This is a genomic window from Caldicoprobacter algeriensis, assembly GCF_023838525.1.
In the GTDB taxonomy this organism is placed as follows: Bacteria; Bacillota; Clostridia; order Caldicoprobacterales; family Caldicoprobacteraceae; genus Caldicoprobacter; species Caldicoprobacter algeriensis.
Map to the genome: position 1 here is coordinate 197,254 of NZ_JAHUQD010000003.1, position 14,180 is coordinate 211,433.

13 protein-coding genes and 1 pseudogene are annotated in these 14,180 nt (G+C 43.0%); 13 read left to right on the forward strand and 1 reads right to left on the reverse strand.

Annotated elements, in window-relative coordinates:
* Window positions 1-31 precede the first annotated feature (31 nt).
* The 13 genes and pseudogenes from KVG29_RS03145 to KVG29_RS03205 all read left to right on the forward strand — a co-directional run bounded on the left by KVG29_RS03145 (window position 32) and on the right by KVG29_RS03205 (window position 12,778).
* Window positions 32-967: a carbohydrate ABC transporter permease gene (locus tag KVG29_RS03145; RefSeq protein WP_252226453.1), complete on the forward strand. Its 936-nt coding sequence runs from the start codon at window positions 32-34 to the stop codon at window positions 965-967.
* 1 nt (window position 968) lies between these two features.
* Window positions 969-1,817: a carbohydrate ABC transporter permease gene (locus tag KVG29_RS03150; RefSeq protein ID WP_252226454.1), complete on the forward strand. Its 849-nt coding sequence runs from the start codon at window positions 969-971 to the stop codon at window positions 1,815-1,817.
* Window positions 1,818-2,034: 217 nt separating this feature from the next.
* A pseudogene (locus tag KVG29_RS03155) lies at window positions 2,035-2,508 on the forward strand (altronate dehydratase); the annotation flags it as partial.
* A gap of 266 nt (window positions 2,509-2,774) precedes the next feature.
* On the forward strand, window positions 2,775-3,464 hold the full coding sequence (locus tag KVG29_RS03160; protein ID WP_252226456.1) for a P-loop NTPase family protein: 690 nt from the start codon (window positions 2,775-2,777) through the stop codon (window positions 3,462-3,464).
* Between the two features lie 307 nt (window positions 3,465-3,771).
* The gene (locus tag KVG29_RS03165; RefSeq protein WP_204487609.1) at window positions 3,772-3,978 is read left to right on the forward strand and encodes a 4Fe-4S dicluster domain-containing protein; all 207 of its coding nucleotides are present in this window, start codon (window positions 3,772-3,774) and stop codon (window positions 3,976-3,978) included.
* Between the two features lie 204 nt (window positions 3,979-4,182).
* A complete protein-coding gene (locus tag KVG29_RS03170; protein WP_252226457.1) occupies window positions 4,183-5,256 on the forward strand; it encodes a 3-methyl-2-oxobutanoate dehydrogenase subunit VorB in 1,074 nt (357 codons plus the stop codon).
* Window positions 5,253-5,990, forward strand: coding sequence for a thiamine pyrophosphate-dependent enzyme (locus KVG29_RS03175; RefSeq protein WP_252226458.1), 738 nt, complete (start codon window positions 5,253-5,255; stop codon window positions 5,988-5,990). The genes KVG29_RS03170 and KVG29_RS03175 overlap by 4 nt, the downstream gene beginning before the upstream one ends.
* Window position 5,991: 1 nt before the next feature.
* Window positions 5,992-6,543 (forward strand): 2-oxoacid:acceptor oxidoreductase family protein, encoded by a 552-nt coding sequence (locus tag KVG29_RS03180; protein WP_252226459.1) that lies wholly within the window; start codon window positions 5,992-5,994, stop codon window positions 6,541-6,543.
* A 268-nt stretch (window positions 6,544-6,811) separates the two neighbouring features.
* On the forward strand, window positions 6,812-7,828 hold the full coding sequence (locus KVG29_RS03185) for a lysylphosphatidylglycerol synthase transmembrane domain-containing protein (protein WP_252226461.1): 1,017 nt from the start codon (window positions 6,812-6,814) through the stop codon (window positions 7,826-7,828).
* Between the two features lie 163 nt (window positions 7,829-7,991).
* On the forward strand, window positions 7,992-9,734 hold the full coding sequence (locus tag KVG29_RS03190) for a B12-binding domain-containing radical SAM protein (protein ID WP_252226463.1): 1,743 nt from the start codon (window positions 7,992-7,994) through the stop codon (window positions 9,732-9,734).
* 239 nt (window positions 9,735-9,973) lie between these two features.
* Complete coding sequence (locus KVG29_RS03195) at window positions 9,974-11,359, forward strand: 2-isopropylmalate synthase (protein ID WP_252226486.1); 1,386 nt, start codon at window positions 9,974-9,976, stop codon at window positions 11,357-11,359.
* 55 nt (window positions 11,360-11,414) lie between these two features.
* Entirely contained in the window at window positions 11,415-12,512 is a 1,098-nt protein-coding gene (locus KVG29_RS03200) for a GNAT family N-acetyltransferase (RefSeq protein ID WP_252226464.1), read from the forward strand.
* A 32-nt stretch (window positions 12,513-12,544) separates the two neighbouring features.
* Window positions 12,545-12,778: a hypothetical protein gene (locus KVG29_RS03205; protein WP_252226465.1), complete on the forward strand. Its 234-nt coding sequence runs from the start codon at window positions 12,545-12,547 to the stop codon at window positions 12,776-12,778.
* A gap of 477 nt (window positions 12,779-13,255) precedes the next feature.
* Here the strand turns inward: KVG29_RS03205 and istB are convergent, their stop codons facing one another.
* A complete protein-coding gene (gene istB, locus KVG29_RS03210) occupies window positions 13,256-13,933 on the reverse strand; it encodes an IS21-like element helper ATPase IstB (protein ID WP_252226487.1) in 678 nt (225 codons plus the stop codon).
* Window positions 13,934-14,180 lie beyond the last annotated feature (247 nt).

Sequence of the window (14,180 nt, forward strand, 5' to 3'; positions counted from 1 at the left end):
AATTTTTGAAGTATAGAAAGGGGCACTTTTAATGGAAGTTGCAAAAGGGTTGAGTAACAATAAACAAAGAAAAAGAAGGAATGATTATAATAACCTAGCTGGTTATGCTTTTATATCTCCATGGCTTATTGGTTTTATTTTATTTACTATTATTCCAATAGGAGCCTCTTTTATATTGTCATTTACTCAATATGATCTTTTATCGTCACCTAAATGGGTAGGACTGGAAAATTATAAAACCATGTTCCTACATGATGAGCGTTATATAAGTGCATTGAAAGCAACCTTTTCCTATGTTTTTGTTGCCGTACCTTTGCGCTTGATTTTTGCGCTTTTTATAGCTGTGCTTCTTGTTAGAGATAGAAAAATGGTAAGCGTATATCGTGCGGCCTTTTATATTCCTTCTCTTATCGGTGGGAGCGTAGCTGTAGCAGTAATGTGGCGTCAGTTATTTGGGGTTAACGGTGCCTTGAATTCTATTCTTATTGAATTAGGAGTTATTGATAAAGGAATTGGTTGGATAGGAAACCCACACACTGCTATGTGGACTCTTATTTTATTAGCTGCATGGCAATTTGGTTCCCCTATGCTTATTTTTGTTGCTGGGCTGAAACAGATTCCAACAAGCTATTATGAAGCTGCTTATATTGATGGAGCTAATAGTTGGCAGAGGTTTACTAAAATTACTATGCCGTTGTTAACACCTATTATATTTTTTAATTTTATTATGCAAACCATAAGTGGATTTATGGCATTTACTGAGAGTTATCTTATTACTCAGGGAGGTCCCTTTGATAGAACTTTATTTTATGCGCTATACCTATTTGAAAAGGCTTTTAAGTTTTATGAGATGGGGTATGGATGCGCAATGGCGTGGGTACTCTTATTGATTATTGGGGTATTTACGGCACTTATCTTTAAATCATCAAATTATTGGGTATATTACGAATCAAAAGGGGAATGGTAATATGAAAAAGAGAAAAAAAGGATACATTAACACTTTTTTATATCATGCTTTTATATGGATATTTGGGTTTTTTATGCTATATCCGGTATTGTGGCTTATAAGTAGTTCTTTTAAGGGACACGCTGATATTTTTCAAAGAGCTCATCATTTAATTCCGACACAGTGGGAATTTAGCAATTATATAGAGGGTTGGAAAGGATTTGGAGGAATTTCTTTTGCCGTTTTTTTTAAAAATTCCTTTATTGTAGCTACTTTAACAACCATAGGTCAGGTTGTATCATCGGCATTTGTGGCGTATGGATTTTCGCGTATTCGATTTAAGGGAAAAAAGATATTGTTTGGATGTATGATTACTACTATGCTGTTGCCTTCTCAGGTATTGATCATTCCCCAATATATTATGTTTAGCAAATTAGGATGGATAAATTCTTTTAAACCCCTGATTGTTCCTTCTTTCTTTGGATTACCTTTCTTCATATTTTTGATGATGCAATTTATTCAGGGAATCCCTAAGGAATTAGATGAATCAGCTAAGATTGATGGATGTAACCATATGGGAATTTTCCTTAGAATTATTATACCACTGTTAGTTCCGGCGCTGATGACTTCTGCAATCTTTGCATTTTACTGGAGATGGCAAGATTTCTTTGGACCTTTGTTGTATCTGCAAACTCCCGCAAAGTACACAGTCTCCTTGGCATTGAGGATGTTTTCGGATCCTGCAGCTGTTACTAATTGGGGAGCTATGTTTGCCATGTCGGCTTTATCCCTAGTACCAGTTATTATATTGTTTATTGCATTTCAGAAGTACATTGTAGAAGGAATTAGTACAAGCGGATTAAAAGGATAATGGTTTATGCGTAAGTGTAAAATAATCCCCACCTTGAAAAAGGCGGGGATTATTTATTTTTAGTCTACCTTACAACTTTTGTATGCTTCAATTTCAGATTCCCTCTGTTATTTCCGTTTTTTTGTGTAATGAATAATCCCTCTCTATCCTTTTTGTAGATGAATTATTTCATATTTGCCATTATAGTTTAAAGTAAGCTCTATTTGACGCTTACTAAATAAATGATTTCAAAGAATACTTTATGAGTTACAACCAGCCTATATACGAAAATCCTTCTCCAGGCAATAAAAAGGGAGGTATAACTACACTTGAAGAAAAGTCCCTAGGATGTACGCAAAAGGGTGGGACAAGCCCGGTCGTGGATGTATTGGATTACGGTGATGTGGTAAGAGAAAAAGGGCTGAATTTGCTTTACGGGCCGGGTAATGAAATGGTGGCGTCAACGGCACTTGCATCAGCAGGATGCCAGATTGTTTTGTTTACCACAGGGCGAGGAACGCCGCTTGGAACGGCGGTCCCCACCATAAAGATTGCCACCAACAGTGAGATATTTAACAAGAAGCCCCACTGGATGGATTTTGATGCGGGAAGGCTTCTTGCGGGAGAAACCATGAAACAGCTCACCGAGGAACTCATAGATTATGTGATCAGGGTAGCATCTGGCATGCCGACAAAGTCCGAAAAAATGTGATTTAGAGAAATCGCTATCTTCAAAAATGGTGTGACGTTGTAATGATTACAAGAAGACCCGTCATCCTGTTATTTTGTAATTAAAGGGATGGGGGTCTTTTTTCTGTTCAGAAAATATGGGGAAGGTTATAATCATGAAGCCATCATCTTTACAGGTTGTTGGTGATTCACCAAAAAAGGAGCAAACAATTAATAGAATAATGCAAAAAAATGTGATAAAATAATCGAAAGTGTATTTGTTTTATAGCTGAAAGGGTTGGATGCTACATGCAACAGGAAAACAGGCGGATTATACTTTTTACAGGTCACTTCGGTAGCGGCAAGACTGAGCTGGCCATAAACTATAGTATAAAATTGGCCAGGCAGGGGCAGGCGGTGACTGTTGTGGACCTGGATATCGTGAATCCGTTTTTTCGTTCAAGTGAGGTTAGGGATGTTTTAGAAAAAGAGGGGATAAGGCTTTTGTCGCCCAATTTTGTTGGGACTACTGTGGATGTTCCGTCGCTGCCCCCTGAAATTTATTCGGTGTTTCAAAGCAAAAACAGCAAGGTGATTTTCGATGTGGGTGGAGATGATATAGGGGCTACGGCACTGGGGCGATACTATCCTTACTTCATGCAAGAGCCTTATCGAATGTTTTTTGTGATCAATGCGCGAAGGCCGCTGTCCAGTACCCCTGAGCAGATCATAGAGATGCTTAAGGCTATTGAGAGTCATTCAAGGCTAAAAGTTACTGACCTCATTAACAACACCAATTTGATGTATGAGACAAATTTAAATCATCTACTTGAAGGACAGGAGATCGTGGAGCAAGTATCTGAAAAGTTAAATATACCGATTGCTTATATTTCCGGTGTTGCGGAGGTAATTGAGCAGCTGCCAGAGCAGTACAACAAAAAGGGATTCCCTATAGATATTTATCTTCATCCTCCCTGGAGTCACGAGGATGAGGTATAAATCTTGTGATTATTTTAAATTGTTTTTAGTAAATAAATGGAAGTGGTGTAATTGTGAAGTGAAGTACTGTGCTTTTCTTTGTATTTATAAAGCGTGAAAATTGCGATTTATGAAAGGCATTAGCCTTAATGGATTTGTGTGGTAGACTTTAACAATATTGTTCACACTATTATTGCTGGCAAAATAGTGTTTCGTTTATTCATTTTAAAATAAGGTTGTCATGGAAGGACAAGATAGACATTAATGTACTTAATACATCAGTTAAGATTTTAGACTAAAAATTCTCTAAGGAGAGGGGTATATGTGTATGGCAAGGGTTATTTTTGATGAGGAACGATGTAAGGGATGTGAACTGTGCACCACAGTTTGTCCCAAGGGGATTGTGGTGATGGCTCGTGATCGCATGAATTCCAAAGGGTATCACCCGGCTACGGTGATAGAGATGGATAAATGCATTGGATGTGCTTTTTGTGCGCGAATATGCCCGGATGTGGTCATTGAGGTGGAGAAGTAGAAGTGGAGTGCGGGATTTAGCAAAGGGACCACGCAGTGCAACACCAGCATCGGGCAGATAAAAGCCCATATGTGCAAGGGCAATTGATGATTAACTGTGTTGAATTGAAGCGGTTTATCAGTTGTCTGCCAAGTTGATACTGCAAAGCGAGCCGGTACGCGTCATGCAAGGCAATAAAATTAACAGAATGGGGGTTGTATATTTATGTCAAAAGTGTTGATGAAGGGTAATGAGGCCATTGCAGAGGCGGCAATTCAGGCCGGATGTAGATATTTCTTTGGATATCCCATAACTCCGCAAAATGAGATCCCCGCGTATATGGCCAAGAGGCTCCCAGAGGTGGGCGGGTGTTTCATCCAAGCCGAAAGTGAGGTATCTGCCATAAACATGGTGTATGGTGCAGCGGGTGCGGGTGCCCGCGTTATGACGTCTTCTTCCAGTCCGGGCATAAGCCTGAAGCAGGAAGGGTTATCATACATTGCGGGGGCTGAACTGCCTTGCGTCGTGGTAAACATGGTTCGTGGAGGCCCGGGGTTGGGAGGAATTCAGCCTGCGCAGTCGGATTACTTCCAAGCAACAAAGGGAGGCGGCCACGGCGACTATCACCTGGTGGTGCTGGCACCTTCCACAATACAGGAAGCGGTAGACCTGGTAATGGAGGGCTTTGATATAGCGGATCAGTACCGCAATCCGGTAATGATACTGGGAGATGGAATGCTGGGCCAGATGATGGAGCCGGTTGAATTCAGGCCTCTGAGCAGCAAACGGGAGCTGCCACTAAAAACCTGGGCTACTACCGGATATACGGGAGACCGGCCGAGAAATATTATAAACTCGCTGTTCATTGACCCGCAGGCTCTGGAAGAGCATGTAAAGAGAATCTATCAGAAATATGAAGAGATCAAGAAAAACGAGGTAAAGGTTGAGTGCTACAACTGCGAGGATGCCGAGATAATCGTGGCAGCATATGGCACCACCGCTCGAATTGTAAAGAGCGTCATTCAGAAGGCAAAACGCGAGGGCATAAACGTTGGGCTTATACGTCCCATTACCCTTTGGCCTTTCCCCACCAGTACCTTTGAAGAATGGGCTCAGCGTGAACACGTCAAGGCCTTTATGTCGGTGGAGATGAGCATGGGCCAGATGGTGGAAGATGTGCGCTTGAGCGTCAACGGCAGAAAACCGGTGTACTTCTACGGCAGGACAGGCGGAATGGTACCCGAGCCTAATGCGATACTGTCCGAAATCAAGAAGGTCATAGGGGGTGTTTCGAGATGACCAAGGTTTTTACCAGACCAAAATCTCTGACCGATAAGCCGTTTCACTACTGTCCCGGTTGTACTCACGGCATAGTTCACAGGTTGGTGGCCGAAGCGATAGATGAACTGGGCATCCGTGAGAAGACGATAGGCGTTGCCCCGGTGGGGTGTGCTGTATTTGCCTATGAATACTTCAATTGTGATATGCAGGAAGCTGCACATGGCAGGGCGCCGGCTGTGGCTACCGGCATCAAGCGCGTTTTGCCCGACAGGGTTGTATTTACCTACCAGGGGGATGGAGACCTGGCAGCCATAGGCACGGCAGAGATAGTGCATGCTGCCACGCGGGGTGAAAACATCACCGTCATATTCATAAACAATGCCATATACGGAATGACGGGGGGGCAGATGGCACCCACTACCCTCATTGGGCAGGTGACCGCCACCACTCCCTATGGGCGTGATCCTGGCAAGGCGGGCTATCCCATAAGAATGAGCGAGATGCTGGCAACCCTTGAGGGTTCGGCATACATCGAAAGGGTTTCGGTACACGATATAAAACATATAAATCAGGCCAAGAGAGCGATTAAAAAAGCGTTTGAAACTCAGCTGGCAGGCAAAGGTTTTTCAATGGTAGAGGTCCTTTCTACCTGCCCGACCAACTGGGGTATGACGCCGGTGGAAGCGCTGAAATGGCTTGAGCAAAATATGATTCCTTGTTACCCTTTGGGCGTTAAAAAGGAGGGAAAGTGATATGACCCACCAGATTATCATTGCAGGATTTGGCGGGCAGGGGATTATGTTGATGGGACAGCTCTTGGCCTATGCTGGCATGCTGGAAGGCAAGAATGTGTCATGGCTTCCTTCATATGGCCCCGAGATGCGCGGCGGCACGGCCAACTGCAACGTCATCATATCTGATGAGCCGGTGGCGTCGCCCATTGTAACCGAAGCGACGGCGGTCATGGTTATGAACAGGCCATCGCTGGACAGGTTTGAGGGTGCTGTCATGAGAGGGGGGCTTCTGCTCGTTAACAGTTCACTTATAGATAAAAAGGCATCCAGAGATGATATAGAGGTTTGCTATATACCCGCAAATGAGATTGCGGATCAGCTGGGCAATAGCCGTGTGGCCAATATGGTAATGCTGGGAAGCTATATAGCAAAGACGGGTGCCGTATCGCCGGCATTTGTAATAGAGTCTTTGAGAAAGGCGCTGGGGCCTTCCAAAGAGCACTTCATTACGTTAAATGAGGAGGCTTTAAAGAGAGGCGCCGAATGCGTTAAGGAATGTGTAAGGAGATAAATCGAATCCTTTTTATCGATAGAAATATTTTGATCGAGAACAAGTAGTATCACAGGGGTAAGAAGCCGCGGTCTTGTATGCCGCGGCTTTTATGTGATTTTATCAGGCTATGGTGGTGTATACTGTCTTCAGTTTGCGGTATTCTTTGGAGTATAGTATAATAGAGACAATGATGGAGCCGCCAGTGTGTTTTTATTTTATGCAACTGGTATTTGGCTTGATGTATGCAATATGGGAAGTAAGGATATTAATAATTTAAGGAGAGAATATGGACAAGAAAAAGTACGCAATTCTTTTTTATATTGCAGTAAATATAATAATTATTGCAGTTATAGGACTTTTGGATCCAAACCTTAAGGATATAGGCCGTGCGTTTAACGCGCTTAAACTGCACTGGCTTGCCGGGGCAGCGGCGTGCATGCTGATGTTCTGGGTTATGGATGCTCTAATACTCAGATATTCGCTAGCTGCTATTTTTGAACCCAGGCGTTTTAAGGACTGTATGGAGGTTGCGTTGATAGGGCAATACTACAACTCAGTTACGCCCTTTGCCAGCGGTGGGCAACCTGCGCAGGTGTATTATATGTCCCGATTTGGTATCCCGGCCGGTTATTCCACCTCGGCGCTCATAATTAAATACCTGGTCTACCAGGTGGTTTTGTCAATATTCTGTGCGATAGCCTTTATATTTAAGGCTAGTTTGATAGTTTCATATCCTTTTGTAGTGGTTTGGATATCTTTAATTGGGTTTGTGATCAATGCGGGAGCAGTGTTTTTCATATATTCTCTCTCGCTCAATCGCGGTTTTATAAGAAAAATAGTATTGTCTGTATTGAATTTTTTTCACCGCGTGCGTATAGTGAGGGATTTAGAGAAGTGGAAGGCACGAATGGAAGAGGCTGTGGAAGACTTTCACAGGAGCCTGTGCATGTTCCGGGGAAACTACAAAGGCATGGTTCTGATGGCCGTTATGACGGCTATGCAGCTCATCTTTTATTTCAGCGTCACGTTTTTTGTCTACAGGGCGTTCGGTTTGGAGGACAGCGCGTGGATGGATATGATATTTGTTCAATCCTTTTTGTATCTGGCGGTATCCTATTTCCCAGCTCCGGGTGCCATGGGAGCCTCGGAAGGCGGGTTTTATCTGTTCTTTCAACGGTTTTTTCCCGGACATTTGATATTTCTTGCCATGCTACTGTGGAGGTTTATGACCTATTATTTGAACATCATAGTGGGTGGTTTGGTGATTCTAACTAGAAGTATCAAGTATTTGTCACGGAATTAATATATGAATTTGTGGATGAGAGCTTATAAGACTTGTATATTCTTTAAATGGGAAAAACATTTAATTCTGCTTTTTAAACGAGCTTTAAAAGTAATCAAGAGTTTAAACTGAACAAGCAGGCGAGATAATGCGTTGCGATAAAAAGAAAATGGAGGAGCCAGTCATGAAGGTGCTTTTAGTTGCAATCAATTCGAAATTTATTCACAGCAACCTAGCTTTGAGGTATCTGAAAGCGTACTGTGGCAAAGAGCATTTGATGGATCTCCTTGAGTTTTCTATAAATGATCATATAGAGAGGATAATCAGGGAGATTTATCTTGCAAGGCCTGATGTGGTGGCCTTTTCATGTTATATCTGGAATATTAGAGAAGTATTGATGGTGGCCGATACATTAAAAAGGGTGATGGACCGGTGTGTGATTGTACTTGGGGGTCCCGAGGTTGCCTTTGATGCCGAGGATGTCATGAGGGATAATCCTGCGGTTGATTATATCGTTGCGGGAGAGGGAGAGGAGACCTTCCATGAGCTGCTGCATATCCTTGAGGACAAGGGGAATCCGGCACAGGTAAAGGGTCTGGTCTACCGCCATGGTAGGGACATAGTCGTCAATCCGGCCAGGCCTTTGATACAGGATTTGGATATGATTCCATTTCCGTATCAGGATGGCTTTGCAGGGCTTGAAAATAAGGTCATCTATTACGAAACTTCAAGGGGCTGTCCCTTTAAGTGTCAGTACTGCCTTTCTTCAACCATTCCGGGTGTGAGGTATTTTTCTCTTGAGCGGGTGGAAAGGGAGCTTGCGCTATTTGTAAAGGCGGGTATACCGCAGGTCAAGCTGGTTGACAGGACGTTCAACTGTAATCCGGTGAGGGCAAAGCATATATTTAAGACCCTCATTTCACTCGGTGGGCAGACCAACTTCCATTTTGAGATGGCGGGGGATTTGATAGATGATGAGATGCTGGATATATTGAGGCAAGCACCTCCTGGTCTTTTTCAATTTGAAATAGGGGTGCAGTCCACAAATCCCGAAACAGTACATGAGATTCAAAGGAAGATGGATTTTGACGCTTTGGCCAGGGCGGTTGCACGGCTGAGGGACAACGAGAACATACATCTCCATCTGGATTTAATAGCCGGATTGCCTGAAGAATATTATGCCTCCTTTAAGCGCTCATTTAATGACGTGTATTTTTTACGGCCCAACAGGATCCAGTTGGGATTTTTGAAGTTACTCAAGGGTTCGGGTCTCAGGTTGAGAGCTGAAGAATACGGCTATGAATATACCCAGTACCCGCCTTATAAGGTGCTCAGGAACAACTATATCACTTATGAGGAAATTGCAAAGCTTGAGATGATAGAGGATCTGGTTGAGAAGTATTACAACTCCGGTCGCTTTAAATATACTCTTGAATACCTGATCAGTTTCCATGATGATAATCCATTCGAATTTTTTGAAGGGTTTATGGCTTTCTGGAAGGAAAAGGGCTATGAAGGGCTTTCATATAGCCAGATACGCCTTTATGAGATATTGCTTGAGTATGGACTTACGCTGGATAACGTGGATCACAGGCTTTTGACAAATATCATGCGGTTTGACTGGGTAAGCCAGGAAAAGCCCAGCAGGTATCCAGAAGGTATAGAGCCGCCCCAGATACCGGGTTTGAGTAAGGCTGTTGATTCTTTTTTTAAAAGCGAAGAAAATGTGCTAAGATTTATGCCGCACCTTAAAGGGTATACGCCCAGGCAGATATCCCGTATGGCTCATATAGAGGTGTTCGAATACGATGTTGTGGAAGGCGTAAAAAGCGGCGTTTATCCTCCTTCCATTACTTACGTGCTGTTTGATTATAATGTTGGGAACAGGATATTTCGTAGAAGCAATTTCCGTAAGGTCCGATTATAAATCGTATTCTTAATAATTTTTCAATTTTTACAATTAAGGGCTTGACAAATACGTGTATAACTGTATACAATTATACACAAATACTATAAGAGGTGCCGGCATGAAAATGCATCGTCTTTCTTCAATGCTTTTTTGTTTACACGAAAATAATTTAAAGATATAGCAGGTCGTTGAAATATAGCCAACTTAAAAGACGTCAAGAAAGCCTGGAGACTTATTTGGGAGGAGGAGATGTTGAGGTGCTGGAGTTCAGCAAGAGGACGAATACGCTGGAGCAGTCGGCATACAAATATTCGCTTCAGGATGTAGAGGAGCCAAATCTGTACAGGCATCTGTTCCCTTATGACAGCATACCCAGAATACCATTCAATCATCGCCTTGTGCCGATGCATGTACCTGATGAAATATGGATCACCGACACCACCTTCAGGGATGGACAGCAGGCGCGAGCACCTTTTACCGTCAAGCAGATAGTGGACCTGTTTGATTTGCTCCACAAGCTTTCGGGACCCAATGGCGTCATTCGACAGAGCGAATTTTTCCTGTACACCGATAAGGATAAGGAAGCGGTGCGCAAGTGTATGGAGCGTGGATATCAGTATCCCGAGGTTACCAGCTGGATACGCGCTTCCAAAAAGGATTTTGAGCTGGTAAAGGAGATGGGGGTAAAAGAGACCGGTATTTTGGTGAGCTGTTCGGATTACCACATATTCAAAAAGCTCAACATGACGCGTAAGCAGGCCATGGATATGTATCTGTCGGTGGTAAAGATGGCGCTGGAATACGGTATCAGGCCTCGCTGCCACTTTGAAGATATTACGCGGGCTGATTTTTACGGCTTTGTGGTTCCATTTGCCATTGAGCTTAAGAAGCTGATGGATGAATCCGGGATACCTATAAAGATTCGTGCATGTGATACTTTGGGGTATGGCGTGTCTTATCCGGGAGTTGCGCTGCCGAGAAGCGTGCCGGGTATAATATATGGTTTGAGGCATTTTGCGGGCATACCCAGCGAGCTGATTGAGTGGCATGGACACAATGACTTTTACAAAGCGGTTACCAACTCTGCTACTGCCTGGCTGTATGGCGCTTCGGCGGTCAACTGTACCATGCTGGGCATAGGCGAGCGTACCGGGAACTGTCCTCTTGAGGCCATGGTTGTAGAATATGTGGCTTTAAGGGGCGACACCAATGGCATGGACCTGTCGGTTATTACTGAGATTGCCGAATACTTTGAAAAGGAAATAGGCTATGAGATACCGCCTAATACGCCGTTTGTGGGCAGGAATTTTAATGTAACCCAGGCGGGGATTCATGCAGATGGCCTTTTGAAGGATGAGGAGATATACAACATATTTGACACAGGTAAGATACTTAAGAGGCCGCCCAGGGTGGCTGTAAGTCAGCATTCTGGCTTGGCCGGGATTGCCCATTGGGTTAATTCTTACTTTGGGCTGGAAGGGGAAAATGCTATAGATAAAAGGGATCCACTGGTGATCAAGCTCAAGGAACTGGTGGATAAGGAGTATGCACAGGGGCGCACCACTGTTATGTCCGATGGCGAGCTGGAGGATATGCTTAAGCAGATTGCTCCCGATTTCGTTGAGAGGTTTAAGAAGGAATAAATGGCTTCAAAAGAAGCCTTACGCTTGATTATTTCTTTTCGAGGGGGGAAGGATTATGGTGGATTTTCGCCCGGCCAGGCCGGAAGACGTGGAACAAATTCTAGAGTTGGTTAACTATGTTTTTCGTACGTCCAGCGGGTTAGAGCCCTCTATGGGCAGGCAGTTTCCTACTTTTATATGTGTAGAAAACGCTCCTAATCTTTATGTGGCTGTTGACGATGGAAGGATTGTAGCACACATCGGTATAAAGAAGAATACAGCCGTGGTATATGGCCATAAAGTCAGTATGGCCAACATGGGTGCGGTATGTACCCATCCGGACTACCAGGGGAGAGGGATTGGAACCAGACTTCTTCATGAGGTGTTCAGGAGCCTGGGTGAGGAAGGCATAGGGTTGGTCAGTATATCTGGTACCAGAGGCTTGTACAAGAGGAATTCCTGTGTAGAGATAGGTGAGGCATTTACGTTTGTATTAGAAAAGGGTAAATTCTCATGTGAAAGTTTTGAAGGGATCCGGTACCATATCTCTGAAGACGCAGATAGAGCAGATGTCCTTTTTGATATATATAAGCGAGAACCGGTAAGGTATCAGCGAACCAAAGGGGAATTTCCTGTGCTGCTTAAAGCGGTTCCCATGGTCCATCCCCCCGTTCCGGCTCTAACTGTGGCTGTGGCTTTTGCTGAGGAAAATGTAGGCCTTGCCTATCTTATAGGGTACGAGAGGAAACCCGGGGCATTTAAAGTGGTGGAGTATGTCGGGGAAAGAATGGTTGTTGTTTGGCTTATTGATAAGCTATTGCATGACAGGGGAATGGAACAGGTGATATTGGAGGTACCCGCATATGATAGGAGCCTTGTATCAATCTTGAATTCAGCAGGATTAAATGGGGTTTCATCATATTATCCCGGTACCACCTTGAGAATCGTTAATAAGGAAAGCTTATGGAGGGACATATATCCTATCGTTGAGGGAGCTTGGGATGAGGGTGTACCTCCTTCCTCTTTAGCCGAATTACCAAACGGAGTGGGTGATGATGACGCAAAGCTGGCAGAATTTCTGTTTACTGGGTTCAATCGACCGTCTTATGGTCAGCCATGGGACCAGGTTTTCCCACTGCCTTTACCTTGGCCGAATGGTTTAAACTATATATAAAAAGAGCTTAAAGCTCTTTTTATTTTTCTGCAATGCAGAGCGATTTGGGTATTCAGAGGACCTTGTGCGAAGACTATATAAAGGCGAATTATCCGAAAGTAATAATGGCTAAATCCCCAGCAGAAGCAGAAAAGGTATACGAAGACATTATCAAGTTCTGTGATGAAAATGGTATGCCTCAGATAGAGGAAACCTATGACAAGAAGTATCAAGATAATGTCAAACGCTTTGGTACTGTCTTGAAAAAAGGAAGGTATGCAAAATAATGTCAGGCACTTTGGTACTGTCTTGACTAAGTAATGAATCGTTAAATAACTGAATGTGTATTAAATGGTATGTTTTTGCCGTGTGGGCAGAAGTGTGTGTCTGCTCACACGGTAAAAATTTTTAGACTCAGTTAATTTAGGGTACGCTTATGACTCACGATTCAGCGGTAGATGAAGTCTGCCAAAAGAGAAGTAGGATGTGGTTATAAAAGCGGGGCTAAGTTATGAAAATGTGAAGTCAAAAGAAGGGGAGTGGTATTTTTGATGAAGATGTTAGACTTAAGTAAGTTTACTCCTATCAATTGCAAGGTTGAGAATGGACAAAGCGGAAAAGTATATATTATTTGCAATAGCGAAGGAGGAAAGCTGAAGGTAGAGGGTATACCTGGCAGTTTGGGGGGTGTTGTGTTTTTTGCAAGAGAAAATTCCCCATTTTTGCAAAGATTTTTCCCCAGGCACCGGTGGGGAATTTTTTTGTTAACTTAACTGTCTCATCAGTGATTGCTTCATGCGATAGCTTTGTCCATCAAAGATTAACAAATAACAATGATGTATCAATCGATCTATTATTGCCGCTGTCATTTGCTCATCATAAAAAACACTCATCCATCGACTGAATTCCAAGTTGGTAGTAATTATTATGCTCCGCTGCTCATAACAGTCCGAAATTACCTGAAATAGTAGTTGCGCCCCCTCCCTGTCTACGGGTACATAACCCCATTCGTCACATATCAAAAGGTCTGCTTTAGTAAGCTGCTTTAAAAGCCCAGAAAGTTCACCTCCTTTCCTCGCTTCTACCAACCTGTTGACCAGCGCTGCTGTTCGGAAAAACTTTACGTTATAACCCTTCCTACATGCCTCCACACCTATCGCTGTTGCAAGATGCGTTTTACCTGTCCCCACATTACCATAAAAAATTAAGTTTTTCTTTTCCTCAATAAACTTGCAATCCTTTAAATCACCCGGAGTAAGTCCTTGTGGAAACTTTATCTCATCAAACATATAACCATCAAATGTCTTGATTGTGTAAAAGTTAGCATTCCTCAAAAGTCTGGCTTTCCTACTTGCTTCCCTGTGCTCCACTTCCAACTTTAACAACTTAAGCAGAAACTCTTCATGGCTTTCTGCCTCTATCTTATCACAGTTCTCTACCAGATTGTCCCGAGTTTGTCAGTTGAAAGGAGGTTTAAAAGTAAGACCCCTTGATTTTACTGGGTTTGAGGGCTACAAAAATTAATTTTTATTAAAAGTGTAGGGACAAATTTTTTATTATTATGCTTTAATTTGTTGATATTGTGTCAAATTGTATGGTACAATATGCATAGGATTTACTGTTTCTTAGGAGGTATTTCCTATGCATATAAAAATTGTTAAAGCTGGAAAATATGAATACGTACGTTTA

What these genes read in the sequence shown, in the direction of transcription:
- KVG29_RS03145 (WP_252226453.1), top strand. Translation starts at nt 32, where the DNA reads ATGGAAGTTGCAAAAGGGTTGAGTAACAATAAACAAAGAAAAAGAAGG.
- KVG29_RS03150 (WP_252226454.1), top strand. Translation starts at nt 969, where the DNA reads ATGAAAAAGAGAAAAAAAGGATACATTAACACTTTTTTATATCATGCT.
- KVG29_RS03160 (WP_252226456.1), top strand. Translation starts at nt 2,775, where the DNA reads ATGCAACAGGAAAACAGGCGGATTATACTTTTTACAGGTCACTTCGGT.
- KVG29_RS03165 (WP_204487609.1), top strand. Translation starts at nt 3,772, where the DNA reads ATGGCAAGGGTTATTTTTGATGAGGAACGATGTAAGGGATGTGAACTG.
- KVG29_RS03170 (WP_252226457.1), top strand. Translation starts at nt 4,183, where the DNA reads ATGTCAAAAGTGTTGATGAAGGGTAATGAGGCCATTGCAGAGGCGGCA.
- KVG29_RS03175 (WP_252226458.1), top strand. Translation starts at nt 5,253, where the DNA reads ATGACCAAGGTTTTTACCAGACCAAAATCTCTGACCGATAAGCCGTTT.
- KVG29_RS03180 (WP_252226459.1), top strand. Translation starts at nt 5,992, where the DNA reads ATGACCCACCAGATTATCATTGCAGGATTTGGCGGGCAGGGGATTATG.
- KVG29_RS03185 (WP_252226461.1), top strand. Translation starts at nt 6,812, where the DNA reads ATGGACAAGAAAAAGTACGCAATTCTTTTTTATATTGCAGTAAATATA.
- KVG29_RS03190 (WP_252226463.1), top strand. Translation starts at nt 7,992, where the DNA reads ATGAAGGTGCTTTTAGTTGCAATCAATTCGAAATTTATTCACAGCAAC.
- KVG29_RS03200 (WP_252226464.1), top strand. Translation starts at nt 11,415, where the DNA reads ATGGTGGATTTTCGCCCGGCCAGGCCGGAAGACGTGGAACAAATTCTA.
- KVG29_RS03205 (WP_252226465.1), top strand. Translation starts at nt 12,545, where the DNA reads ATGCAGAGCGATTTGGGTATTCAGAGGACCTTGTGCGAAGACTATATA.